This window comes from Pseudonocardia sp. Cha107L01, assembly GCF_052566575.1.
This window is the reverse complement of the sequence record NZ_CP199579.1, coordinates 6,863,259-6,886,159: the sequence shown is the minus strand read 5'-3', so window position 1 is coordinate 6,886,159 and position 22,901 is coordinate 6,863,259. Positions and strand designations below refer to the sequence as shown.

At 66.5% G+C, this 22,901-nt stretch carries 19 protein-coding genes and 1 pseudogene; 10 read left to right on the top strand and 10 right to left on the bottom strand.

The window, feature by feature from the left end; all coding sequences use genetic code 11:
* Positions 1-160 precede the first annotated feature (160 nt).
* From ligD to ACTXG6_RS32375, 4 genes are all read left to right on the top strand, one after another.
* On the top strand, positions 161-1,798 hold the full coding sequence (gene ligD, locus ACTXG6_RS32390) for a non-homologous end-joining DNA ligase LigD (RefSeq protein ID WP_445183212.1): 1,638 nt from the start codon (positions 161-163) through the stop codon (positions 1,796-1,798).
* 449 nt (positions 1,799-2,247) lie between these two features.
* On the top strand, positions 2,248-3,309 hold the full coding sequence (locus ACTXG6_RS32385; RefSeq protein ID WP_445183211.1) for a glycosyltransferase: 1,062 nt from the start codon (positions 2,248-2,250) through the stop codon (positions 3,307-3,309).
* A 134-nt stretch (positions 3,310-3,443) separates the two neighbouring features.
* On the top strand, positions 3,444-4,328 hold the full coding sequence (locus tag ACTXG6_RS32380; protein ID WP_445183210.1) for a glycosyltransferase: 885 nt from the start codon (positions 3,444-3,446) through the stop codon (positions 4,326-4,328).
* Positions 4,325-5,155, top strand: coding sequence for a glycosyltransferase family 2 protein (locus tag ACTXG6_RS32375; protein ID WP_445183209.1), 831 nt, complete (start codon positions 4,325-4,327; stop codon positions 5,153-5,155). Before ACTXG6_RS32380 ends, ACTXG6_RS32375 begins: the two co-directional genes overlap by 4 nt.
* A 37-nt stretch (positions 5,156-5,192) precedes the next feature.
* On the opposite strand, the gene ACTXG6_RS32370 is transcribed toward ACTXG6_RS32375, so the two are convergent.
* The 3 genes and pseudogenes from ACTXG6_RS32370 to ACTXG6_RS32360 all read right to left on the bottom strand — a co-directional run.
* Entirely contained in the window at positions 5,193-6,125 is a 933-nt protein-coding gene (locus ACTXG6_RS32370; protein WP_445190149.1) for a glycosyltransferase family 1 protein, read from the bottom strand.
* Positions 6,126-6,314: 189 nt separating this feature from the next.
* Positions 6,315-7,136, bottom strand: a complete 822-nt coding sequence (locus ACTXG6_RS32365; protein ID WP_445183208.1) for an SDR family NAD(P)-dependent oxidoreductase — start codon at positions 7,134-7,136, stop codon at positions 6,315-6,317.
* Positions 7,137-7,161: 25 nt separating this feature from the next.
* A pseudogene (locus ACTXG6_RS32360) lies at positions 7,162-7,350 on the bottom strand (SDR family NAD(P)-dependent oxidoreductase); the annotation flags it as partial.
* A gap of 344 nt (positions 7,351-7,694) precedes the next feature.
* On the opposite strand from ACTXG6_RS32360, the gene ACTXG6_RS32355 reads away from it, so the two are divergent.
* A complete protein-coding gene (locus ACTXG6_RS32355) occupies positions 7,695-7,919 on the top strand; it encodes a hypothetical protein (protein WP_445183207.1) in 225 nt (74 codons plus the stop codon).
* Positions 7,920-8,428: 509 nt separating this feature from the next.
* On the opposite strand, the gene ACTXG6_RS32350 is transcribed toward ACTXG6_RS32355, so the two are convergent.
* The 5 genes from ACTXG6_RS32350 to ACTXG6_RS32330 all read right to left on the bottom strand — a co-directional run bounded on the left by ACTXG6_RS32350 (position 8,429) and on the right by ACTXG6_RS32330 (position 12,285).
* Positions 8,429-8,800, bottom strand: coding sequence for a DUF7218 family protein (locus ACTXG6_RS32350; protein WP_445183206.1), 372 nt, complete (start codon positions 8,798-8,800; stop codon positions 8,429-8,431).
* Positions 8,801-8,829: 29 nt separating this feature from the next.
* Positions 8,830-9,384: a DUF6328 family protein gene (locus ACTXG6_RS32345; protein WP_445183205.1), complete on the bottom strand. Its 555-nt coding sequence runs from the start codon at positions 9,382-9,384 to the stop codon at positions 8,830-8,832.
* 160 nt (positions 9,385-9,544) lie between these two features.
* Positions 9,545-9,907: a DUF6401 family natural product biosynthesis protein gene (locus tag ACTXG6_RS32340; RefSeq protein ID WP_445183204.1), complete on the bottom strand. Its 363-nt coding sequence runs from the start codon at positions 9,905-9,907 to the stop codon at positions 9,545-9,547.
* A gap of 86 nt (positions 9,908-9,993) precedes the next feature.
* Positions 9,994-10,881: a mechanosensitive ion channel family protein gene (locus ACTXG6_RS32335; RefSeq protein WP_445183203.1), complete on the bottom strand. Its 888-nt coding sequence runs from the start codon at positions 10,879-10,881 to the stop codon at positions 9,994-9,996.
* 567 nt (positions 10,882-11,448) lie between these two features.
* Positions 11,449-12,285, bottom strand: coding sequence for an IniB N-terminal domain-containing protein (locus ACTXG6_RS32330; RefSeq protein ID WP_445183202.1), 837 nt, complete (start codon positions 12,283-12,285; stop codon positions 11,449-11,451).
* A gap of 1,173 nt (positions 12,286-13,458) precedes the next feature.
* Here ACTXG6_RS32330 and ACTXG6_RS32325 point away from each other — a divergent pair.
* The 3 genes from ACTXG6_RS32325 (at position 13,459) to ACTXG6_RS32315 (ending at position 16,034) form a co-directional block, all read left to right on the top strand.
* Positions 13,459-14,112, top strand: a complete 654-nt coding sequence (locus ACTXG6_RS32325; RefSeq protein ID WP_445183201.1) for an alkylmercury lyase family protein — start codon at positions 13,459-13,461, stop codon at positions 14,110-14,112.
* Between the two features lie 266 nt (positions 14,113-14,378).
* Positions 14,379-14,828, top strand: a complete 450-nt coding sequence (locus ACTXG6_RS32320; RefSeq protein ID WP_445183200.1) for a DUF1622 domain-containing protein — start codon at positions 14,379-14,381, stop codon at positions 14,826-14,828.
* Positions 14,829-14,888: 60 nt separating this feature from the next.
* Positions 14,889-16,034, top strand: coding sequence for an IS701 family transposase (locus ACTXG6_RS32315; protein WP_445183199.1), 1,146 nt, complete (start codon positions 14,889-14,891; stop codon positions 16,032-16,034).
* 153 nt (positions 16,035-16,187) lie between these two features.
* Here ACTXG6_RS32315 and ACTXG6_RS32310 read toward each other — a convergent pair whose 3' ends face one another.
* Together ACTXG6_RS32310 and ACTXG6_RS32305 are read right to left on the bottom strand one after the other, a co-directional pair.
* Positions 16,188-18,803 (bottom strand): LuxR C-terminal-related transcriptional regulator, encoded by a 2,616-nt coding sequence (locus tag ACTXG6_RS32310; protein ID WP_445183198.1) that lies wholly within the window; start codon positions 18,801-18,803, stop codon positions 16,188-16,190.
* Between the two features lie 881 nt (positions 18,804-19,684).
* On the bottom strand, positions 19,685-19,891 hold the full coding sequence (locus ACTXG6_RS32305) for a hypothetical protein (protein WP_445183197.1): 207 nt from the start codon (positions 19,889-19,891) through the stop codon (positions 19,685-19,687).
* A gap of 1,192 nt (positions 19,892-21,083) precedes the next feature.
* On the opposite strand from ACTXG6_RS32305, the gene ACTXG6_RS32300 reads away from it, so the two are divergent.
* On the top strand, positions 21,084-22,283 hold the full coding sequence (locus ACTXG6_RS32300; protein WP_445183196.1) for a DUF1254 domain-containing protein: 1,200 nt from the start codon (positions 21,084-21,086) through the stop codon (positions 22,281-22,283).
* 313 nt (positions 22,284-22,596) lie between these two features.
* The gene (locus ACTXG6_RS32295; RefSeq protein WP_445183195.1) at positions 22,597-22,872 is read left to right on the top strand and encodes a hypothetical protein; all 276 of its coding nucleotides are present in this window, start codon (positions 22,597-22,599) and stop codon (positions 22,870-22,872) included.
* Positions 22,873-22,901 lie beyond the last annotated feature (29 nt).

The following is a 22,901-nucleotide window of genomic DNA, read 5'->3' as shown; positions in this document are numbered from 1 at the left end:
CTAGGCCTACCCATGTCGACGTGCGTTAGTCGCCGGGATGCAAACCCGATGCCGTCAGCGGACTCCCATGACGGACTGCCCCCGAATCACGGCGTGAGAGGAGGCGCCCTCGGAGCGGCCCCGGCTGTGTCGGAGTGGGCGGATCGGGTATGCCCCGGCTGTGAGCGACGATGCGGGTACGAGGCTGCACACCTACCGGGCCAAGCGCGACTTCTCGGTCACCGCGGAACCCGCTGGCGCCGAGGCCTCCACCGATGAGGATATCGAGGGCAGCTCCGGCGGTCGCTTTGTCGTACAGCGGCATCGGGCGCGCCGCCTGCACTACGACCTGCGTCTGGAGCTGGACGGTGTGCTGGTCAGCTGGGCGGTACCGAAAGGTCCCACCCTTGATCCGGATGCGCGCCAGCTGGCCGTGCATGTCGAGGACCACCCGCTTGACTATTTCGACTTCGAAGGGGTCATCGCGAAGGGGGAGTACGGCGGCGGGGACGTGATCGTCTGGGATTGGGGCAGCTGGACTCCCGCCCGCACCGATGACCCGGCCAAGGCCGTGCAAGCCGGTGAGCTGCACTTCGACCTACACGGGGAAAAGCTCGCCGGGCGTTTCGCGCTGATCCGCCGCTCCCGCGTGCGCAGCGGGAAGGAGCAGTGGCTGCTGATACACAAGCACGACGAGCACGCACGCCCTGGGTGGAGCCCCGAGGACGAGCCCCGATCGGTCAAGACGGGGCGCACCAACGACGAGGTTGCCGTCGCGCCCAGCGCGCGCTGGCGGAGTGAGCTTCCGGCGGACCGTGCGGCCACGTCGATCGACGGCGGCGAGGGCACCCGGCGCCCGCCCGCCTCCTGGGAGCCGCCCGAACCCGCGGAACTCGAGGCGCTCGATGCACTCCGCGCGAAGGGCAGGTGGGAAGTCCAAGGCCATGCGGTCTCGTTGACCAACCTGGACAAGGTGCTCTTTCCCGCACGCAAGGGCGAACGGCCGGTCACGAAGCGGGACCTGCTGCGCTACTACGCGCAGATCGCCCCGTACCTGTTGCCCTACCTTGCTGATCGGCCGGTCAACTTGCACCGCTTTCCCGACGGTGCCGGCGAGGACGGCTTCTGGCAGAAGGAGGTGCCCTCGCACGCACCGGACTGGCTGACCCGGTGGCACTACACGGAGGCGAAGCAGGGCAAGACCGAGTGCTTCGCCGTCCTGGACAGTGTGGCAGCGCTCGTCTGGATGGCGAACTACGCCGCGATCGAGTTGCACCCCTGGACCTCCCGGTTGACCGACGTACGACAGCCGACCTGGGCTTTGATCGACATCGACCCCGGCACGGACACCACCTTCGACCAGGTCGTCGAGCTGGCCAAGCTCTACGAGGTCGCGCTGCGGCATCTCGCGGTCAACGCGATGCCGAAGGTGACCGGCAAGCGCGGCATCCAGATCTGGGTGCCGATTGCCGACGGGTACACCTTCGACGACAGCCGGGCTTGGGTGGAGAAGATCTCCCGCGCGGTCGGGCGGACGTTACCGGAGCTGGTCAGCTGGGAATGGCACACTGATCGCCGGGGCGGCCTGGCGCGCCTGGACTACACCCAGAACGCCATCAACAAGACCCTCGTTGCGCCGTTCAGTCCCAGACCCGCACCGGGCGCACCCGTCTCCATGCCCATCGAGTGGGCCGAGCTGCACGAGCCCGCCCTGTGCCCGGATCGTTGGACGGTGCGCACCGCACTCGAACGCGTGCGAGTCGACGGCGATCCGTTGGCGCCCCTGATCGGCCACCAACAACACCTGCCACCGCTATGACGCGGGCTGACTCACACCTCTCGTTTAGTGAGGTTCGTCGGACATCCCCGCGATTACCCCGGTCCTCCGCCGCGAAACGGACATGAATAGTGCGGGCACAGCGGCCGCGCGACGGCACCCTGTCGGTGAGCCGGTGCGAAAGCCGCCTTGCTCCAGAGAATCTTGTTTAGCGGTCCCAGGACCGGTTATCCAATGGCAGCATGCAACCGTCTGCCACGCCGTACCGGCGGCGCGGCAGGCCCTTCGTAGCGCATGCGAATGAGCGGGTTAAGCATCAGCCCTGACGAGCCCTTTCCATGCGGCGGCCCGGCCTGGTCACTTCCTCGCGCTCGGGGCGCTCCGTCTTCGGGAGCAAACACAATGACTGTTAAGATCGACAAACCGGTGTCGCCGCGAAATGACGGAGATACGATCACGAGCCTTTCCACCACGGCCATCGCGATGTCGCGGTGACCCGGCTGCGTATTGCGCTGATCGCTTCCGCCCGGTATCCGATTCGACAGCCGTTCCCCGGGGGGCTTGAGGCACATACCTGGCAGCTGGCCACCTGGCTGCGCTCACACGGGCACAGCGTGGGTGTGTTCGGTGGCGCAGGTTCGGAGGCAAGTCTGGATGTCCGCGAGCTGTCCGCGTTACCGGAGATATCCGAACATGCGAGGCGCGATGTCAGCATGCCCCCAGAATGGTTCCTCGCCGAACATCACGCCTACCTCACCTTGATGCTCGAGTTGGGGGGCAGTGGTGTGCCCTACGACGTGGTCCATAACAACTCGTTGCACTATCTGCCCGTCGCGATGGCTCAGACCCTGGCGATGCCGATGCTCACCACCTTGCACACACCGCCGACTCCCTGGCTGGAGTCCGCGGCGGGTATACGGCCCGAGCGTGGTTCGCATTTCGCCGCGGTGAGTAACTACACCGCCGCACAGTGGCGGCCCCGCGTTCCAGCGGTTTCGGTGGTCCGAAATGGGGTCGATACCAGCTTCTGGTCGATGGGACCAGGCGGTGGGGTACCGGTCTGGTCGGGGCGGATCGTGCCGGAGAAGGGGCCGGTCGAGGCCATTACGGCCGCGCGACTTGCGGGAAGCGGACTACGGCTCGCCGGCCCCTGTCCCGACCAGCGCTACTTCCGTGACGAGGTCGAGCCGCTCCTGGGAAACGGCATCGAGTACGTGGGGCACCTCGATCACATCGACCTGGCCCAGCTCATCGGATCCGCCCGGGTCGGCATTGTCTCCCCGTGCTGGGACGAGCCGTACGGGCTCGTCGTGGCAGAGGCGTTGGCTTGCGGAACTCCGATTGCGGGCTTCCGTCGTGGTGCGCTGCCGGAGTTGTTGGACGAGTCGTGCGGTGTGCTGGCCGCACCGGGTGACGTGGTCGGGTTGGCTGCCGCGATCGGTCAGGCCGCGCGACTCGAACGGCGCGCGGCACGGCGCCGTGCCGAACAAGCCTGCTCGATCGAGGCAATGGTTGAAGGCTATGAGCGGCTCTACCGCGAGTTGGTCGCATGATCGCCTACTACGCCCACCATCACGGAAGCGGGCACTCCCACCAGGCAGTGGCCATCGCCGCGCACCTCACATGCCCAGTGATCGGGTTGTCGAGCCGCCCCGCCCCGGGGGGATGGGCCGGTCCATGGATCCAGTTGCCCAACGACGTCGGCGACGTGAACCCAACGACCGACGACGTCACCGCCGGCGGCGTGCTGCACTGGGCACCGCGACGCCACGACGGCCTGCTCAACCGGATGCGACTGATCAGCGACGCGCTCGCCCGCTACCGCGTACGCCTCCTGGTCGCCGACGTGTCGGTGGAAGTGTCGCTACTGGCTCGCTTGCATGGCGTGCCGGTCGTCGTCATGGCTCAGCCCGGCGACCGGACGGATCCGCCGCATCGGGCGGCCTACGATCTCGCTGAACGTGTGCTCGCCCCATGGCCGGCACGAACGCCATCGGGTTGGCCGCGAACGTGGCGGCAGAAGACCGACCATGTCGGAGCATTCTGCCGATTCGACGGCCTGCGGCCACCTCGTCACTCGCCGGGGCGGCGGGTAGTGGTGCTGTGGGGCACCGGGGGCCTCGACGTCCGTCCCGCTCAGATTCAGGAGGCGGCAGCGGCCACACCAGAGTGGGCCTGGGACGTGGTGGGGCCACCAGTGCCGGGAGCTGGGGGGCCGCCGAACCTACGTTGGCGCGGCTGGCTGGATGATGTCTGGTCGGCTCTGAGCATCGCCGACGTCGTCGTAACTCATGCCGGGCAAAACGCAGTCGCCGAAGTGGCGGCCGCGCGCCGGCCCGCGGTGATCGTTCCCCAGGACCGGCCCCACCGTGAACAGCGTGCCACCGGTGACATGCTCGTGCGCTGTGGAATCGAGGTGGTCGAGCTCGCCTGGCCGCGGAGCCAACAGTGGCCGCTGCTGCTTGAACAGGCGTCGCTACGCGGAGGCGGTGCGTGGGGGCACTGGTCATTCGGTGACGGCGCTGAGCGAGCAGCCGCGATCCTCAATCAGATCGCTGCTGATACCCGGTGAGTCCCACGCCGCGCACCGCGATCATCACCATTACCCACAACCGGGACACCCATCTACACCGACAGCGCATCGCGATCGCCCAACAGCCACCCCACCTGCACGTCATCGTCGGAATGGGCGAGCGGCCTTCGCTAGGAAGCATCCCGGATGCACCCCCTACCAGGTTGCTCCGGTTGCCCGTTCCAGCCACGGGCCTGCCCTTGGCAGCGGCACGCAACTTCGGCGCCGCCGCGGCATTGCGGGCCGGCGCCGAGTTGTTGATGATGCTGGACGTCGACTGCATCCCGGACCCGCGGATGCTCGATCGCTACACCGAAGCCGCCAGCGCGGTCGCTCACCCGGCACTGTTGTGCGGACCGGTCTCCTACTTACCGCCCCCAACGAACGGTGATTACCCGACCGTTGGTCTGGCTGAGCTAGCGCCACCGCACCCCGCACGACCAGCGCCCCCGGACGGCCAACTGTGGCCCGAGAACCGGTTCGAGCTGTTCTGGTCGCTGTCGTTCGCGGTCACCGCGCCGGACTGGGTGACGCTCGGGGGCTTCTGCGAGGAATACACCGGCTACGGGGGTGAGGACACCGATTTCGGACTCACCGCTAAAGCGGCTGGAGCCGGCCTGCACTGGGTTGGAGGTGCAGCGGCATATCACCAGCACCACCCACCAAGCAGGAACACAACTGGACGCGTCGCGGAGATCGTGCGAAACGCGAACCTGTTCCGTCGCCGGTGGGGACGCTGGCCCATGCTCGGCTGGCTCCACGAATTCGCCGAACGGGGCCAGGTCGAATTCGATCCCGACCGCGGCGTGCTGCGACTTCGAGAGTGACGCGCCGTCGAGCGGCCTGAGGCAGACTCGGCGCGGCTCAACGACTCCTGGACGCGGCACGCAACACCTGCGAGTACAGGTCGTAGTGCGCCGTCGCAACACGACGCCGTTCGGCAAGGCGATGCTCGACGGTCGCCCGCCACCGCGGGCGCTGCTGGTAGGCCCGCCGAACAGCAGTGGCCAACGACGTGGCGTCCAGTCCCGCGTCGCCGTGACCGTACTCGAAGCAAGGACGTTGCTGAGCGTAGAAGCCGCAGTCCGGCGCTGCAACGAGCGTGCCGAGATCGTGGCACGCCTCTAACCAGCCCGAATGAGTGCCGAAACGGTACGGCAGGACCGACAGGTCAATCTCGTCCCGCAGATAGGTCCACAGCTGCTCGTCAGAGAAGAACTCATGCACATTCAACCGGAGCACACCGCGCTGCCGTGCCGCGTCCAGCCAACTGATCAACTCTGGGCGGTAGTGGAGGCTTTCCGGATCCGCGACCTCGGTATGCACGTCGACCCGCAGTACCGCACCGGGAAGCTCGGCGATCACGTCGCTCAGCACGTCGACCACTGGCAGGCAGTCCATGTTCGACCGGACGCTCTTCAGATGGACACCGACCACGAATTCGTCCCGCTGCCTTCGGGGCAGCTCAAGGTCTTCGAGTGCAACGACATGCGGGTGGGGCAAAACGTGGGCCGTCCTGCCCCAGCGATCGGCGATCACCCCGGCTGCCCCAGGGGTCAGCGTGATCAGCTGGTCCGCCGCGGGAATGAGTACATCCAGATGCGCATCGTGCGCCGTCGGGTCCGGGTGGTGGGGGTTACGCAGGTCATGCACCGTATAAACGATCGGCTTGTGGACCGCCCGCAGAGTGCGCACCAGATCGTCGAGGCTGTCGGTGCTCTCGGCATCGAATCCGAAATGCAGATGGAACACGTCGAAGGTGGTGTGATTTTGGCGTACCCACTCCGGATCCAGCATCACCGGTGGCCACCACACCGATTGATCGCTCGGTGCATCGCACGGGCGCGGGTCGATTAGTCGACGCACTTTTTCCCCGCCCTCTGGAGGATTCAGATGCCGAACATATACATGATTCGCGGGAACCGACGCCACGGTGATCAGTCCGTCGCAGGGCCACGATGAGGTGGGTTGAGACACAAGGATCACTTACCCGTTGTGGTCCGCGCTACTCGTCCCCGGACCACACCATTCGGCCGAGCTCGCCGCGTTGCCCACGGGCACCGAATTCTTGCCGGCGGTTTGGCGGGCGAATTTCACAGGGCTATTGGTTCGTGTGGGAATGACCGCGGGGTCGAGGGTGAATGGCCATGGACACCGGGTCGGCAGGGCAGCGCCGGCGGACCGCACTGATGGCGGCCACTTGTCAGCGCGGCCGGGCCGGGGTTGGGTCGTCGAGTTCGTGCCATCGGCGCGCGGCGTCGCGGTCACGGCGGGTGAGCGGGCGAACCAGCCGGGCTGGTGCCCGATGGTGGTATGTCCCGGCTGCGGCCCGTTGAGCGATGCCGAGTTAGGCAGTAGCCGGTTGACGAGGGTCAGTGCGCGCAGCGTCGTGGCTGGTGCGAGGCCGTGCGCACGTACGCCTAACTTGGCCAGCGGGGTCAGGATGACCTCGGGGCGCCCGCCCAGTGTTGCGCGGACGAGCTTGGCTGCCGCTCGTTCGGCGTCCATGGACAGGATCGGCAGGCTCGCGCCAGCGGTGAACCAGCGGCGTTCCTGTTCAAGGTTGCCGGCGAACAGTGCGTTGCGGGTGGAACCGGTGCGCATTAGACCGGGTACTCCGACGGTGACGGACACGCCCTGCGCGGATGCCTCGATCCGTAGGCCCTCGGCGAAGCCGACGGTGGCATGCTTGGCCGTGGTGTAGGGCAGCAGGTGCGGCGCGGGCAGCTTTCCGCCGACGGAGGTCACCGCGAGAATCCGGCCTTTGGTGTGTCGCAACATCGGCAGCGCGGCCAGCGTGGTGTGCACCGCGGGCCTGCTCGCCGACGCCGACGTCGGCTTCGAGGTCTTCGGCGGCGGCAGTCAATCCGTCACCGGACCGGGCACAGATCACGAGTGCATAGCCACGGCCGGCGAACTCCCGGGCGATGAGGAACCCGAGGCCGCGGCTTGCGCCGGTGACCAGCGCGACAGGGCGGTCGGAGGTCAGGTGGGCCGAGATTGGTCCGGTCGTCGAAGCCATGTTGGAGCATGCCCATTACGGGGGCGAGTCATGCTCCGTCCGGCGCGCCTGGCCTGGGCCGCCCGGTTGGACTTGGGGGACCCGTGCTGCTCCCCGGTTCAACCGGTTGAACGCGGGTACGCCACGGGAAAATTGGTGCGTACGGTGCTGGCTCACCAATAGTCGGGCATCGCGCGTGATCTGGAGAGGAGTGCTCGATGCGGCGCCCTTGCCACGGATGCGGACGACACCGACCGCTGACCGGCGTTAGCCGAAGCATGCACATGGCGCCTGGCCCCAGGCCATCGGACGAGCACGAGTCCTGGCTCGCCGCGACGTCGAGCGTGGATGTTGGAGGAGAACACATGGCTGAGTACGAGCAACACAACGGCGAGCCCAGCGACCGCTCTGACACGGATTGGTCGCGGCAAGCATGGGCCGAGCGGCAGGAGAACTCGGAGATCCTCGATACCGACTTGCTCAGGCGCGAGGATCCGGAGATTCCCCGGGAGAGCAGGGACGACGCCACGGCCTGGCATGAACGGATCGACCCGGTCGTGCGCGACAGCCCGGACAGGCAGGTGGACTGAGTTGCGCGCCCGCAAGGCCGCGCCCGCTCCGCAACATAGCTACCAGCAACGCTACGGGCATCGGGTCAGAGGCAATGGGACATCAGAACGGCCGGCCAAGCGGCGTTCATGGCTTGGCCACGCGGCTAAGCCGCTAAGACCACGTGAGGTGGCGCCGAGACCATCGGCTGCGTCGAACACTTCGGGACCGGTTGTAGAAGACCGACAACTCTGCGCCGGCGCCGTCTCGAGGTCGATTTATGTGCCTACGGGGCTCGCCATCGGGTTGCTGTCCGCGCCCCCCTGACCCGCGTGGTGACCGCTACCTTCACCGCATTGACCGCCCCCGACCGGCTGCAGATCGGTTACGCCATTCAGCGATTCCAGTCGAAGATCCAGGTCTATCGCTCAAGGTTCGCCCGGCCAGCGGGGCCCACGATGAAGAGTCGATTACTGCTTGCCGCTGACGGGCCGCGAACTTCGCCGTGGTCATGGACAAGCAATCGTCTGCCCACCCCCGAAGGTCAGGGTCACGGAGACACCGGTCCATCTGCATAAGAGCGTCGACCACAGCACCGGGTTGGCGCTCCTTCGGCTGGACAAATCTCGCTGGTCGGACCCACAGGCTGCTGACCCGGTGCCGACAGCACGCCGCTGCCACCATGGGGACGCGACCGGACCAGCGCCTTGCGCAGCTCGCTCTTGCTCATGTCGGAGCGTCCTTTGATTCCGACTTTCTTGGCCCGCTTGTAGAGCTCCTCCTTGTTCATATCGTCATACTTCGACGACTTGCCGCCGCGTTTGGAGACTTTGTTGCGGCCTTCCTTGGCCGCCGAGTTGGCAATGCGCGCCGCCTTCTCCTCGTCAGCATTGAAACCGTGGTTAGCATGGCGACCTTGCACCTTTGTCGCAGGCCTAGGACCCGAATGGATCAGCGGCGGCGAGGCAAGAAACGTCGGTAACCGGGCAGCACGAACCAGAGCACCACGAAACAGCCTGCGACCACGGCGGATACCGACACGGCGGTTGGCGCCCCCACGACCACGTCCAGCACCAGGAGCATGGCTCCCGTCATTGTTACCAGCAGCGACGCCAGACCGGCCAGCACACAGCGGTGCACCAACAGAACCAACGCCACCTTCCGGCCGCGTTGGAACTGAAGTCGGTGTGCGGCGACCGGCGTGATGAGCAAAGCCGTAGTGATCGCCGAGGCGACGAGGGTTACCACGTAGACATCGCGCTGGAACTCGCTGATCGTGGCGAACCGCGGCGTAAAAGAGAGCCCGAGTAGGAAGGCGAAGAGGATCTGCACCCCGGTCTGGGTGACCCGTAGCTCCTGCAGTAGCTCGTGGAAGTTGCGATCCGCACGTTGCATCGGGCCTTCGCCTCGGTGCTCGGCGTTCCAGCCGTCGCCCCGATGCCGGTATCCGCGACCCGGAGCCGGCACGGTCCCGGAGGACTCGACATGCATCGACTTGCCGGCCATCGCACACCTCCCGACCAGGGCTCCACGACCTTGCGGAGCACACTCACGGCTACCCGATCGGGTGAAGCGGAAACCCGCACCTCAGAGCGGTATCCATCGCATAGTCGAACCCGGCGGCCGAGGAGGGAGTCGATCCTGCGGTGGCTTGGGTGACGTGCGGTCAGAGACCGGGGGCCATTCGCCTGGTTTGGGCTAGCGAGCACACCGCGGCGAGGCGGAGGCTGATCCAGTCCGCCGCGCACCAGGCGGCAGGGTCGGCCGGCGGCTGCCAGCCGTGTTCGCGGGCGTAGCCGCGAACTCCGTGACCGTAGCTGGCCAGCATGGCCAACCCGGCGACCGCGGCCGATCCCTCGAGACCAAGGGTGGTGGCGTCGCGAACCGCTGCGGCGTGCTGGTCCAGCAGCGCCGAAAGCCCGGGTAGAGCGGCCGCGGCGGTGAGGCCGGCTGCTCCCAGCTCGTCATGCAGCCTGTCGAGCCATCGCCGTGCCGAGAAATGCGTGAATACATCGGGTGCATCGAACACGACCCGATGCTAACTCCGCGTTCGCGCCGAGCAGCCGCCGCTGGACTTCGCTCGGTCCTGACCAGCGGCGGCGCACGGACGGACGACTATGGGACGAGGCCAGGGCCTGCTTGAGGGGTGTGTTGCTCACTGGGCGGCACAGGCTGGGTGGGGGCCGGCACGCCGTGTTCGCTCTCCCGCGGCGTGGACTGCGGGTCCACATATTCACGGGCACGTTGTGCGTCCCGCTCACCTCGTTCCCGGGCGAGCCGCAGATCCTGCCGTACGGTGTCGGACTGCTCCTGTGCCCTGCGGTACCCGGCGTTGATCATGTCGGCAGCGGCGTCCCGACCGCCCAGACCGAAGGCCAGCGCTGAGCCCAGCGCGATGGCGCCGATCAGAGCGATGTAGGTGGCGGTCACGATCACCGGGGCGATGCCCAGCTGGGTAAGGATCATGAAGATGGCGATCGCCATGACGAGCGCAGGCGCTCCCGCGCGCACCACCCGACCGGTGGGAGTGTCGCCCATCGTGCGGTGGGCCAACCCGCCGATCACGCCTGCGACCGCGGCCGCCACCACGAAGATCAGCAGCGCGGCTAGGACGTTGGGCAGGTAGCTCAGCACGAGGTTCATGAACCCGGTCAACGCCGGGATGTTCAGCGTGCCGATCGCCGACGCGATTACGAAAAGCATGATCACCCAGAAGACCACACCGCCGACGAGTCGAGCTGGGCTGCCATCCGGGCTGACCTTCTCGACAAACCGGCCCCCGGTGTTCGACGTCAACCGGGCGTCGAACTTCGCACGCCGCAACAGTTTGGTGATGACCTTGTCCAAGACCTTGGCGATGATGTAGCCGACGATCAGTACGACGATCGCACCGAGAATCTGGGGCAAGTAGTTGACAAACGTCGTGAACGCGCTCTGCAAGCTTTGCAGGATGTTGAAACCGCCGCCGGAATCGGCGGGAGCCTGGGCGAGTAGCTGCACCATCGCGAGCGTCCCTTCACACCAGATGTGAGAATGCTGGGACTCGGGAGTACCCGCGGCTGCGGCGCTGACACATCCCAACCCTGCTCATGTCCAGGATTGATGGCGTGGGTCGGTTGATGGGTGAGCCGCCGATGATCAGCGGTGGTAGGTGCTCAGATCGGGTCGAGTCCCGCCACCACATCATCGCGCGCGACGTCGGCGACGCGCAGTCTCGGCGTCTTTGGGACTGGACTCGTGATCGACACCCTGCACCCGCTAGTTCCGACTGCACCGTAGAGATTCACCGCGCTGGGTCACGTATACATCACTGCTCTGATAGTGGGACAGAGTGTCATGACGCTGGGCGGGCCGTGGAAGCCGAATGGGGCCGGTAGTGGGCACCGGGTTGTGGCTCCGAAGGTTTGATCGGCAAGCCGTCTGGCCCGCATCGCGAATAGTGTTACGACGTTCGCACCTCGTTATTGCAAGATCAGGAATGCGACGTCAGCTACTAGATGATGTATGCGTGACGGTTGGGGTAGGTGGTTCATGCGCGGCCGGCCCCTTGTTGGTGTTCTTTGCAGCTGGCTAGGCGTGGTGGATGTCGGTGTTGTGGTGGTCGTCGAGGTGGGTGTTGTCGTGGGAGTTGAGTTCGTTGTGGCTGTCGGTGTGTGAGGTGTCGTCGTAGTTGGTGTGCGTGCTGTCGTCGGCCTGGTGTTGGTCGACGTTCTGGTGGGCGTCGGCGTGCTCGCCTGCCGCGTTCACTGAGGTAGCGCCGGAGCCTGAGTTGTGGACAGCGGTGGTGGTGTCGCTGTGGGTGTTGTTGCCATCGGCGTTGCCGCCGATGGACAGGGCGCTACCGTCGCCGAAGTTGCTGTGGTCGAGGTGGGCGTTGGTGGCGTCGCCGGAGCCGAACGCGGTGGTGTTGTGGTCCCCGGTCGTCGCTTGGTTGTTGTCGCCGACCACGTTGCGGTCGCCGGTGGTCAGGGTGCTGTCACGGATGTCGCCGCCGGTGGCGACCGAGTGGTCACCGGAGGCCACCACCGGGTCGTTGTGGATCTCCTGACTGAAGTCTCCGCCGTGAGTGTTGACGCGCTCGTGCACCGAGTTGTCGATGTTGGTGTTGTGCTCGTCGATGGTGGTGTAGTTGTTGCTCACGTAGCTGCGCAGATAGTGCGCGCCGTCCTCATGGTCGTAATGCGCCGGGGGCGGCGGCAGTTGCACGTGGTTGCTGGAGTCGTGGTCGTAGCTGGCTGAGCGGTTGTCCGCGGCCAGACACAGCGCATCATGCACATCAGCGCTGGACAGGTTCTGAAAGCCGTGATCTGCCGCGTAGCCCTGTGGGTCGGCCTGCAACGCCGCCTGTGCGGCGGGGTTGCGGAACAGGCTTTCAATCCAGGCCAGTAGCGAGGTCGAGGCAGTCATGGGTCGTCTCCTGTATGTCGATGCTCCGGCGGGGCCCGCCGGTTTCGAGGGCAACGCTATGACCATCTGAGACCACTAGCATCGGGGAACGCGCAGGGTTGGGACCGGCCCGGTTAGGGAGTCCCGAACCTTGCTGTGAAGACTGTCAGGGGATTGCCCCCAATCCTGCTGTGAAGACTGTCAGGGGATTGCCGAGCGATTGCCTAGCGATTGTCGGGGGATTGCCCAACGCGCGCCCGCTCCGCCGCACGAATACGACAACTGTGATGCGTCAATCGCACCGTCACTGGCGAGGTGCTTGACGAGCCGGACAGTTGGGACCTCATCGCTTAGCAAGTTCGGAAGGATGAGTCCTTGGTCAGGAGAGGCATTGAAAGACAGGAGTGGCGATAGCGCCGTTGCTGGCCACCGCTCGCGGGGTCCGGCCTGGGCCGCTCGGCCCGGCGGGACAGTCGGGGCCTGCCAGCGGCGCGGTCATTCCGGTCGCGTCGGGTTACGGAGGTGGGCAGGGTGTCGATCGAGTTCAGTGGCGAAGTGGATGGACGGTCGGCGGCAGCGGTGGGTGAAGTTGCACCCTTCAGCCTGAAACGGACGCCACCGGGATCCGCAAATGTCACCAGGCCAGCCCCACCTGTGTTGTAAGGGGGCTGACCGACTGAGTCTCTGCGGCGGCTGAATCCGGTCCTACCGCGAAACGGGACATCCCACGCGCGGCGCTTGTGGATCCATTGTCCCGACGACTGTTGGGAGCGACGGCCGGGCCGACGAGCTGATCACTGCCACGCTGGCGACCACACGGGGGTGCGATGCAACTTCGACCCGGTTCGTGGCGGCGAGCAGACCCGGTGACGGTGCCGACTATGCGCGGATGCTCCCTGTCGGTGACATCACAGACGGCGCTCACCCGCTGTGGGTGATGCGCGAGTTGGGCCGCGGCCCGATGTTCACACGCGCGGCGATCGCCGGCGGTGTTCGGCAATGCGGACAGAGCATCACCGACGGTGAAGCGCCGCCACGCGGCGGGCGGTGCGCTCCCGCGCTAGCGATGACGGCCTGGGACGCACCACGTCGGCGACGACGGGGGCGCGCCCCGGTGAGTACCTTCGTCGCAACTTGCGAGACCTTGAGGCGGCCATTTGCGTCGTGATTCAAGATCGGGCCCACGCCGATAGGATGGAGTTCCAGGACGAACCGCTGAATCGGAAGCGACCAGCACTCGGTGAGATAGTTTACGTGCCACCCTTCGCGGCGTTCCAAAATCATTACAAGGTCTCTGTTGCCGGCGAGCGGAAGTGGTATGCAGAGTGCGCGGCGGAGGCCTGCTCGATCTCCGCGCAGTTTCCAGCAGCGGAGGTGATTGTTCGCTCCGTGTGCCGTCAAACTAGGGAGCCTGTCGAGATGGTGGGGCGTGATGGGGTCCTGTTGGACTACTCCCCGACAACCTTGCGGGTTCATCTGGGCTACCCAGTACGGATGATCTCGGACAACCTTGCGGGCTGGTGTGACTACAACAGCGTCTTCGCTGATGACGAAGCTGCTGCCCGGCAGTGGCAGAGCGCGCATCCGCGGATCAACGGCGTCACACGAGCGCCGGAAGCAGTGGCCCGACTTGTGGCAGAGACTATCGGAAAAGGCAGACTCGAATACAGCTACCAGCCGACCGTGCCCATCCTGACCGTGTTATTGAATTTGAATCGGTACGGGCTTACTCGGTCGACGCCGACACGGATCCGCGTCCCCGATCCGTTTTTCCTGCCCACATTGAGCATGCTGCGAGCGTGGAAACGGCAAGGCTTGGTGAGTTTCCTCCGGTTTTCTCTGACTTGAACGAGCGCCCAACCTGACCCGCGATACCGGTGAGCTGCGTGCATGGCGTCCTTCTCGGCACCCACATGCGAGCGGGTTGAGCCCGAACCACCCGGCGCGGGTGGCGACGCGGCCGGATCAACCCGGCGATCGTTGGGTCCGGCGGTGATGGCGAACAGGGCAGGAGTGACGATGGGCGACAAGGTTCCGATGGCCTGCGAGGTCGACCGACCACGCGAGCGGCGGTGCGGCCCGCTCGCCGGCTCCCTCTCCACGGGGGGCTCAGGGTGACATACGTCGAGATCATGCACCGGGTGGCGCAGGCCTTCGAGTTCGTCGCCGCCGCGGTTCTCGTGCTGGGCCTGACCTGGGCAGTTGTGCTTGCGGTGTGGACGTGGCGGCGAACGGGCCGTGGTCAAGTCGCTTACAAGACCCTGCGGGACGCGTTCGGGGGTGTCTTGCTACTCGGAATAGAAGTGCTGGTGGCCGCCGACCTCATCCTGACCGTTGCCGTCGACTCGTCCGTGCAGAACGTGGCTATCCTCGGGCTGATCGTGCTGATTCGGACATTCCTCAGCTTCTCCCTGGAGATCGAGATCGAGGGTGTCCCGCCGTGGCGTAGGGCCCTGGTTGGTGGGAGCGGTCATCTATCCAGGTCGGTGTCTAGGGCCAAGGCCCAGGTCCCAGCAAAGCGAGAGGAATCGGTTGATCAGGCCAACGTCCCCGATTTGAGCTGACATTGGAGTGGCTTAGTACTGCAACGGCAGTTGCTTGACATGTGGTAGATCATTGCTGGTGTGGTGGTTGATGTTGCGGCGGTGGAGTTGGATCGGTTGCATGCGCGGGTAGCGGGCCGGTTCGCGCGGGCCGAGCCGAGGGCTCGGATGCGGGAGTATGTGGCCGGGCTCGTTGCCGGTTTGGAGCGTAAAAACGGGTGGACGCTGGCCGAACGCGCTGGTGAGGCGTCTCCGGATGGGATGCAGCGGCTGCTGCGGTGGGCCGACTGGGACATCGATGGGGTCCGTGATGATGTGCGTGAGTACGTGGTCGAGTGCCTCGGGGATCCGGGTGGGGTGTTGATCCTGGATGACACCGGGTTCCTCAAGAAGGGCACCCGCTCGGCCGGGGTCCAGCGGCAGTACTCCGGTACCGCGGGGCGGGTGGAGAACTGTCAGATCGGCACCTTCTTGGCCTATGCCTCGCCTCGAGGGCATGCGTTGATTGACCGCGAGTTGTATGTGCCTGAGTCGTGGACCGCCGATCGGGCACGCTGCCAGGGCGCGGGCATACCCGAGGAGGTGGAGTTCGCCACCAAACCCCGCCACGCGATGGCGATGCTGGGGCGTGCCATCGACGCGGGCGTGGCGTTCTCATGGGTCACCGCCGACGAAGCCTATGGCCAGGTCAAGTACCTGCGGGTATGGCTGGAACAGCATGATGCGCCCTATGTGCTGGCCACCAAGTGCAACGACACCCTGATCACCAGCGACGCTGGGCAGCGCCGCGCGGACGAGTTGATCGCCGCCCTGCCGGCGCGGGCGTGGCGGCGACTGTCGGTCGGCGCCGGCGCGCACGGGCCCCGCGACTATGACTGGGCACGGGTCCCGATCCGCATCAGTTGGGCGCCCGGGCGCGGGCACTGGCTGCTGGCCCGACGCAAGATCACTGAGCCCGGCCAGGCGCCCGGTGAGATCGCCTACTACGTCTGCTTCGGACCCCGAAGATCAACCTTGCTCGATCTGGCCTGGATCGCCGGGTCCCGCTGGCGGATCGAAGAATGCTTCCAACAGGCCAAGAACGAGGCCGGACTTGATCACTACCAAGTGCGCAGCTGGCGAGCGTGGTATGCCCACATCACCTTGTCCATGCTCGCCCACGCCTGGCTGGTCGCGGTGAAAAGCCAGCTCACAAAGAGGGAACCAACACCAGCGAACAACACATGATCAGCTTCACGCTACCGGAAATCCGACGCCTGCTCGTTCACCTCCTGCTACGACACACCCACGCAGTCGAGCACATCTGGCACTGGTCCTCCTGGCGACGAAGACGACAACACCAAGCCCGCCACAGCCACTACCGCCGACGAGGCTACGCACTCACATAACTGCCGTTGCAGTATTAGCCGACGCGGGTCGTTCCGGACGTGTAGCCAGCGGTTGGCCGGGCCGCGTGCTGCTTGCGAGGAGGCCGCGCTCGTGGGCGGAGACAACGGCCATCCGGCGGTTACTGACGCCGAGTTTCGTGTAGATCGACCGCACGTGACTCTTTACCGTGTTCACCGAGACGGTCAGGTCGGCGGCGATCTCGTGCAGCGACAGCAGCGACGGCAGCAGGCGGAGCACGGTGAGCTCCCGCTGGCTCAACATCGTCAATCGCTCCTCGCTACCTGCCTCCGCGGCCAGCGCGCGCTGCGCGAAGTGGTCCGTGCCGCCGAAACTGCCGTGCTGCAGTGCGAGCAGCGCATGGACGCTCGGTCCGGCCTGGGAGAACGGTCGCAGCGCGTCAATCGGCTCGGCGGTGGCCAGCGCGGCCTGCAGGGCGCGGCGGGCGGCAGGCTGATCGCCGGCGGCAAGCGCGAGCGCGGTCTCCAGCAGAAGGGCCTCGACCAGGGTGTGCGGGAGCAGCGCCGGTATGGATCCGTCAAGGACGGGGCGCACGATGGCCCGGGCTTGGCCGTGCGTGCCGCAGGCCGCCTCGGTGAAGGCCCGCATGAGCAGCAACTCGGCGTTGTGGTCGGTGCGCTCGGCCAGCCAACGGTGCACCGTGCGGGCCGCCGTGGTGTGCCTGAGCAGCAGGGCCGCGCGGAACTCGAGCACAGCGGCCACCGCGGCCTGCTCCACCGGCGTGCGGGAATCGCCGATCTCCGCCCGCGCCTGCTGCAGCTCGGCCAGCCCGCCCACTCGGTCGCCGCGGTCGAAGGCGGCCGCGCCGTGCACCATCCGCAGGGCGAACCGCAGAGGTGGCGACGACACCCCCGGCCCGAGCGCGAGGCCTTCCGCCGAGAGGTGTTCGGCGTCACGGGCCTCGCCGCGCAGCAGTGCGGTGTAGGCGAGCATCGCGGCCGCGGCCACGGACTCCATCGTGGCTTCCCAGCCGTGATTCGCTACCGCCGCGACGGCCTCGGTGCTCATCGCCCGCATGGTGCGTAGGTCGCCGGAGACACCCGCGATGACGCCCAGCAGCACGAGGCACTGCATCCTCAGGTAGTCGAAGCCGTGCCGGCGGGCCAACACCAGGGCGGCCTCGAGATCCGCACGCGCCCCGGCCCGGTCATCATGCTCAACCAGAAGCGCGCTGCCCCGGCTCAACCGGGCGAGCGCCTCCAACTGGGGTTCGGTCGGCAACTCACCGATACCCGTCGCCGCGGACGCGCTCTCACCGAACGGTGCGGCGGCGAATTGCTCGGCCACCGCCCGCAGCACGGCGAGATCGGCGGGGTCCTGGCTCGGCCGATACCTCTGTGCTTGGCGCAGGTCAGCCTGGGCCGCCAGCACATCACCGGCCTGGAGGTGGGTAAGGGCCGAGGTCAGCGCCAACCACGGGTCGGACGCCGTGGCCTGGGCGCCGATGCTGCAGAGCGCGCGGCGAAGCGGACCGTGGTCCCCGTTGAGGATCAGCGGCACGGCGAATCGGCGCAGCAGGTCTGCCAGCAGCTCAGTGCTGCCGCTGCGGACAGCGTGGTCCAGGGCGCGGATCGGCAAATCCTGGCCTACCCACCACCGCGCCGCCCTGGTGTGCAAGTCGGCCGCCTGCTTCGGGCCGTGGCGCTGCAGGTCGGCGAGCAGGTAGGTTCGCAGGAGCTCCTGGATGTGGTAGGTGTCGCGTGGCGGTCCGGTGGTCGAGACGAGTGAGGTCTGGGATTCGAGCCCGTCGAGCACGCTCCCGGCGTCCTCCCGACTCGATAGCTCCGCGGCGAGCCCGGACGGCACGGGGTCGCTAATGCTAATCACCCGCAGGAACCGCTGGATGTCCTGTGGCAGTCGCGAGATGATCTCTTCGACGAGGTAGTCGGCCACCGACCGCTCATCACCGGAGAAGTGGGCGAGGAAGCCATCACGGTCGGCGGTCTTGGCCACAGCGAGCGCGGCCAGCCGCAGGCCCGCCGCCCAACCGCCGGTGCGCTGGTGCAGCGTCTCGACCTGCGCGGGCGTGAGATGAAGGCCGGACCGCTGGAGCAGGCTCGCCGCATCCGCCGGGGAAAACCGCATCCGTTCGGCGCGTAGCTCCCACAGCCGGCCGGCAAGACGCAGCCGGGGGAGGGACAGCGGCGGATCGACGCGGCTGGACAGGACGAGCTGCACAGCGGCGGGGTGGTTGCGCATGAGGATCTGGACGCCGTGCAGAGCCTCCGCATCGATGAGTTCGTGCACGTCGTCGAGAATCAACCTGATCGGCTGGGGCAGCCGCTGCAGGGCGAGTGCGAGCTCGGCGAGGAACTCCGGTTGGGCGTCGGGCCGCCAGATCCACTGGGCGTGCAGGCGGCTATCCGCGGGCACGGACGGGCAGGCAGCGACGGCGGCAACCACGGACGCCCACAGCCGCTTCGGGTCGTTGTCGTCGCGGTCCAGCCCCACCCAGGCAACGTCTGCCGCGGTGCTGCTGAGCGCCCAATCCGCAAGAAGCAGCGTCTTGCCGTATCCAGCGGGGGCACAGACCAACGCGACGTCCGCTGCGGCAGCGGCGTAGAGGTCCGCCCGAAGCGCCGGACGCACAACGAATTCCGGTGGAAGCCGTGGCACAGCGATCTTCGCCTGCGAAATGAACGGCATGGCGCTCAACCTCGGTTAGCCCGTTCGGGCCAAATAAATCGCGCCAATGCGCGTCGGCATGAAGCATTTGCCATCCGCGTTCAGGAAACGAATGCGGATGACGAGGACGTTCTCGCCAGCCCACCCACCAGGGTCCGGGGTAGCCGTGCCTGCCGGCTTACCTTAGAGGTTCTCAGTGACCGTGTCCATCACTTCGATGATGCTTCGAGTGACGTCGCCGAGATGAGCAAGGTCGATTGAATAATGCGCCGGGTCGGCAGCATTACTGGTAGCGACCAGACAGCAGAAGCATTTTGCAAGGTCGAGATGTGCTCTTTCCAGAAAGCAGAGTCCAATGTGCGGGGAGGATAACAAGACTACTGATCGGGGTGAGCCGGGTTCGGATGCCGGGAAGGTAGCGACCCCCGCGTCCTCACCTCCGCACGGAGGTGAGCACTTGGTTGATCACCGGGCCGGACCCGGGCCGCGGTCAGCAGGTCGCGGCAAGGGGCCTGGCGGATCTCCAGGCTGAGCAGCCGGTTGAGACGAAACGACCACGGCGTGATCGGAACGGGCATCACCCTGACCGGGTGAAGTGCACCTCCGCGCACCCCTGCATCCAACGTCCGCTCAGGATTCCACGGGTGCGCTCCGATTCCACGGGTGTGCGCTCGGGGTCGGGCCCTCGAGGGGAGGTAGTCAGGCTGCCGTGCTCCTCCGAGCCGATACCGAATTCCCTCCCATACCGGCGAGCTGTCCTCACCGATCTCGGAACGGTGTGCCACACCAGGTCGGGCCATGTCCTGGCCCCGGGCGGTCGCTACGTCCGTACCCACCACCAGTCCTCAATCCGGTATCTCCTGCATGGAGATCAGGTGCAGGTCCAGCAACCGGACCAGCGCGAGCACCCCGTGCAGGTGGGATTCGTCCACCACTTCGCCAATGATGATCGTCTCCGGAGGCGCATCGACGACGGTGAGGCCGTACAAGGCGTTTCGGGCGTCCTCGGAGAGCGGGCCACGCACCCGGATCTCGAAGCGCTTGTGGGTCATCCGCCTCCTCCGAACCTCACGGCGCTCTGGGCCCCGCGATGTCGAGCCGAGTCGGACCCTGGTCGAGCGGGACGCCCTTGGCACCACCCGCTGCGGATGATTGCCCGCCGGACCGGTCACCGGCATGGAAGGTTGATCGTCATATTCGGTCGATCAACCCGCCACGGCCGCGATTTGACCAGGTCATAGTCCAACCGCTTGTCCGACACCAGCCGGTGGAAGCCGGCGCGGGGTCGCGGGCATCGTCGGTCTCAGCGGGGTGCGGGCCGCCCAGACGGAATCACCCGTCTCGGGTGGTGTGGAGCCCGTGACCGCGGTTGAGCATTGCATGGCCTGGCTGCTCGTTTCGCGAGCCCAGCCAGGGCCGACTAAGAATCGCCTCCCGTACGCCGAACCCGATTGGAGACGGGAGCCCGAGAGGAGATTGTTGACATGGACGGAATTCGGGCAGCAAGCCGGGCAGCGTTGCCGCTGGTCGCTGCGATGTGCGCCCTCGGAATGGCCGGCGGCCCGGCGTGGGCCTCCACCTCGTTGCGCCCGGTACAGCCTGAGCCGGCGTGGGTCTACCCGGCCCAATGCCATGACGGCGGCGGATACGTGGTCCGCGACCGAGACAACCCCAGGGAGTGGCACTGCGTGGGCGGAAGCAAGGGCGGGCAGGACGTCCACTTCTAGCGTCCAGCGCCAGGCGGGCCCCTGCGGTCAATGATCGCAGACGGGGATGCCTGCCAGGTTCGAAAGACTCCCCGGCGGGTGTTACTACCAGCCAAGACGACCTCAGAAGCAAGGTCATCTCCGCGCCGCGGGGCCCGCGGAAACTGCCAGCGCTCGGCCAAGCGTCTAGCCGCGATCCACACCTGCGCTACATCACGACCTACCGCAACTCAAATAACCGGCCTCCTTCATTCTTCTTGGTATGAGGTGCCCAGCGTCGAATAAGGGAAATCGACCATAAGGATCCTGAGCTACCCAAAAGTTCTGCCGAGTCACGTCAAGCGCGTCCGCGAGCTGAGGGGCGATGGGACATGACGAAGGGAAGATAATGGGCGCGTCGACGCCGTTGGATGAGCAAGAGTCCCGAGAACTTGCAATCGAGGCGTACATCTACCTTTACCCGCTGGTGATGATGGACGTCACACGCCGGCAGGCAACGAATGTCGAACCCGGGCAGGTCACTGGCCGCGACCCCATGATGACGATCACCAATCTGCGAACCTTCCCGCCGGCGGAGTTCCGAGACGTGGTGCGTCCGAACTTTGACACGCTGTACTCGATAGCGTGGTTCGACCTCACCGAAGGCCCTGCCCTGCTCTCGGTGCCGGATTCCGCCGGCCGGTACTACCTACTGCCCCTCATGGACATGTGGACCGACGTGTTCGCCTGCCCCGGCGCACGCACCACCGGAACCGGGGCGGGCCAGTTCGCCCTGGTGGCTCCGGGTTGGACCGGGGTGCTTGCGGAGGGGGTGGCCCGGATCGACGCGCCGACGCCCTACGTCTGGATGATCGGGCGCACCCAGACGAATGGGCCGGCCGACTACGGGGCGGTGCACGCATTCCAGGACGGGCTGGAGCTGACACCGCTGTCGGCGTCCGGTGAACCGGCGCAGCCGAAACCGTTCGAAATCGACCCGAGAGTCGACATGCACACCCCGCCGCTGCTGCAGGTCAACCAGATGCAGGGCCCGGATTACCTCACCTACGCGGCTGAGCTGTTGAAGGTGCACCCGCCGCACGTCACCGACCACGCCGTCATAGCCCGCATGCGGCGCCTCGGTCTCGAGGTCGGCCGGAGCTTCGAGCTGGACAAGGCGGACTCGGTGGTCCACAAGGCGCTCCTGGATGCTCCGGCGGCGGCCTTGGCGGCGATGAACGCGAAGCTGCCGACGTTGGCACGGGTGGTGAACGGTTGGCAGTTGAACACCGACACGATGGGCGTCTACGGCAACTACTACCTCAAGCGGGCCATCATCGCGCAGGTCGGGCTCGGCGCGAACCAGACCGAGGACGCCGTGTACCCGATGGTGCCAGTCGACGGTGAGGGTCGGCCGCTGGATGGGACGAACGACTACGTCCTGCGTTTCGAGCACTCCGAGTTGCCGCCCATCAACGCCTTCTGGTCGGTCACCCTCTATGACAACGAGGGCTTCCAGGTGTCCAACCGCCTCGATCGTTTCGCCATCGGTGACCGTGATCCGCTCACCTACAACCGTGACGGCTCGCTCGATCTGTACGTCCAGCACGCCAGCCCGGGCCCGGACAAGGAGTCGAACTGGCTGCCGGCGCCGGCCGGGCCGTTCAACCTGACAGCTCGCCTGTACTGGCCGAAGCCCCAGGTCCTCGACGGCAGCTGGGCACCTCCGGGGATCAGGCAGGTCAGCCGGTCCGGATAGGCCCACGGACAGCGCCGTGCCAGTACTGCCTGAACAACGCTGCCGCTGGCGCGCGGCCAGCGCAACGACGGCCGTGAGGTCCCGCCCCACACACAACCCAGGTGGCGGGGCCGGCTCACTCTCGCCAGGTGACACCCGGGCCGGGGGCAGGGGCAAGTCATCGTTCTGCTCCGTGGGGCCTCCGCGACGGTGACTGCTCCCACGGTCATCCGAACGAGGTGATGCCGGCGCCCCGGCACGGGGGCCACGGTAGTCCGGCCCGGACCCGCCGGGTGTTGAGGTCCAGCAGCGCGGGGGAAGGGTGATCATCAACATGATGCGATATGAGCTGCGGGTGGCCGGGCGGATGTCCGAACGGGCCTGCTTCGCCTTCCCGGACATGCAAGTCATCCCGGTGCCACCACAGTCGATCATCTACGGGCAGGTCGCGGACGACGCTCACCTGCACGACCTCCTGGCGCAGTGCCAGACGATGGGACTGCGGGTCATATCGCTGCACGAGATACCGAGCGGCGCCGTCGCGACGGGCGGCGGCTCGCTGAGCGCGCCTGGTGCAGGCTCGTTGCGAGCAGACAGCGCTGACAGTTGAGGTACAGCACTGATGACACCGCGCTCGGC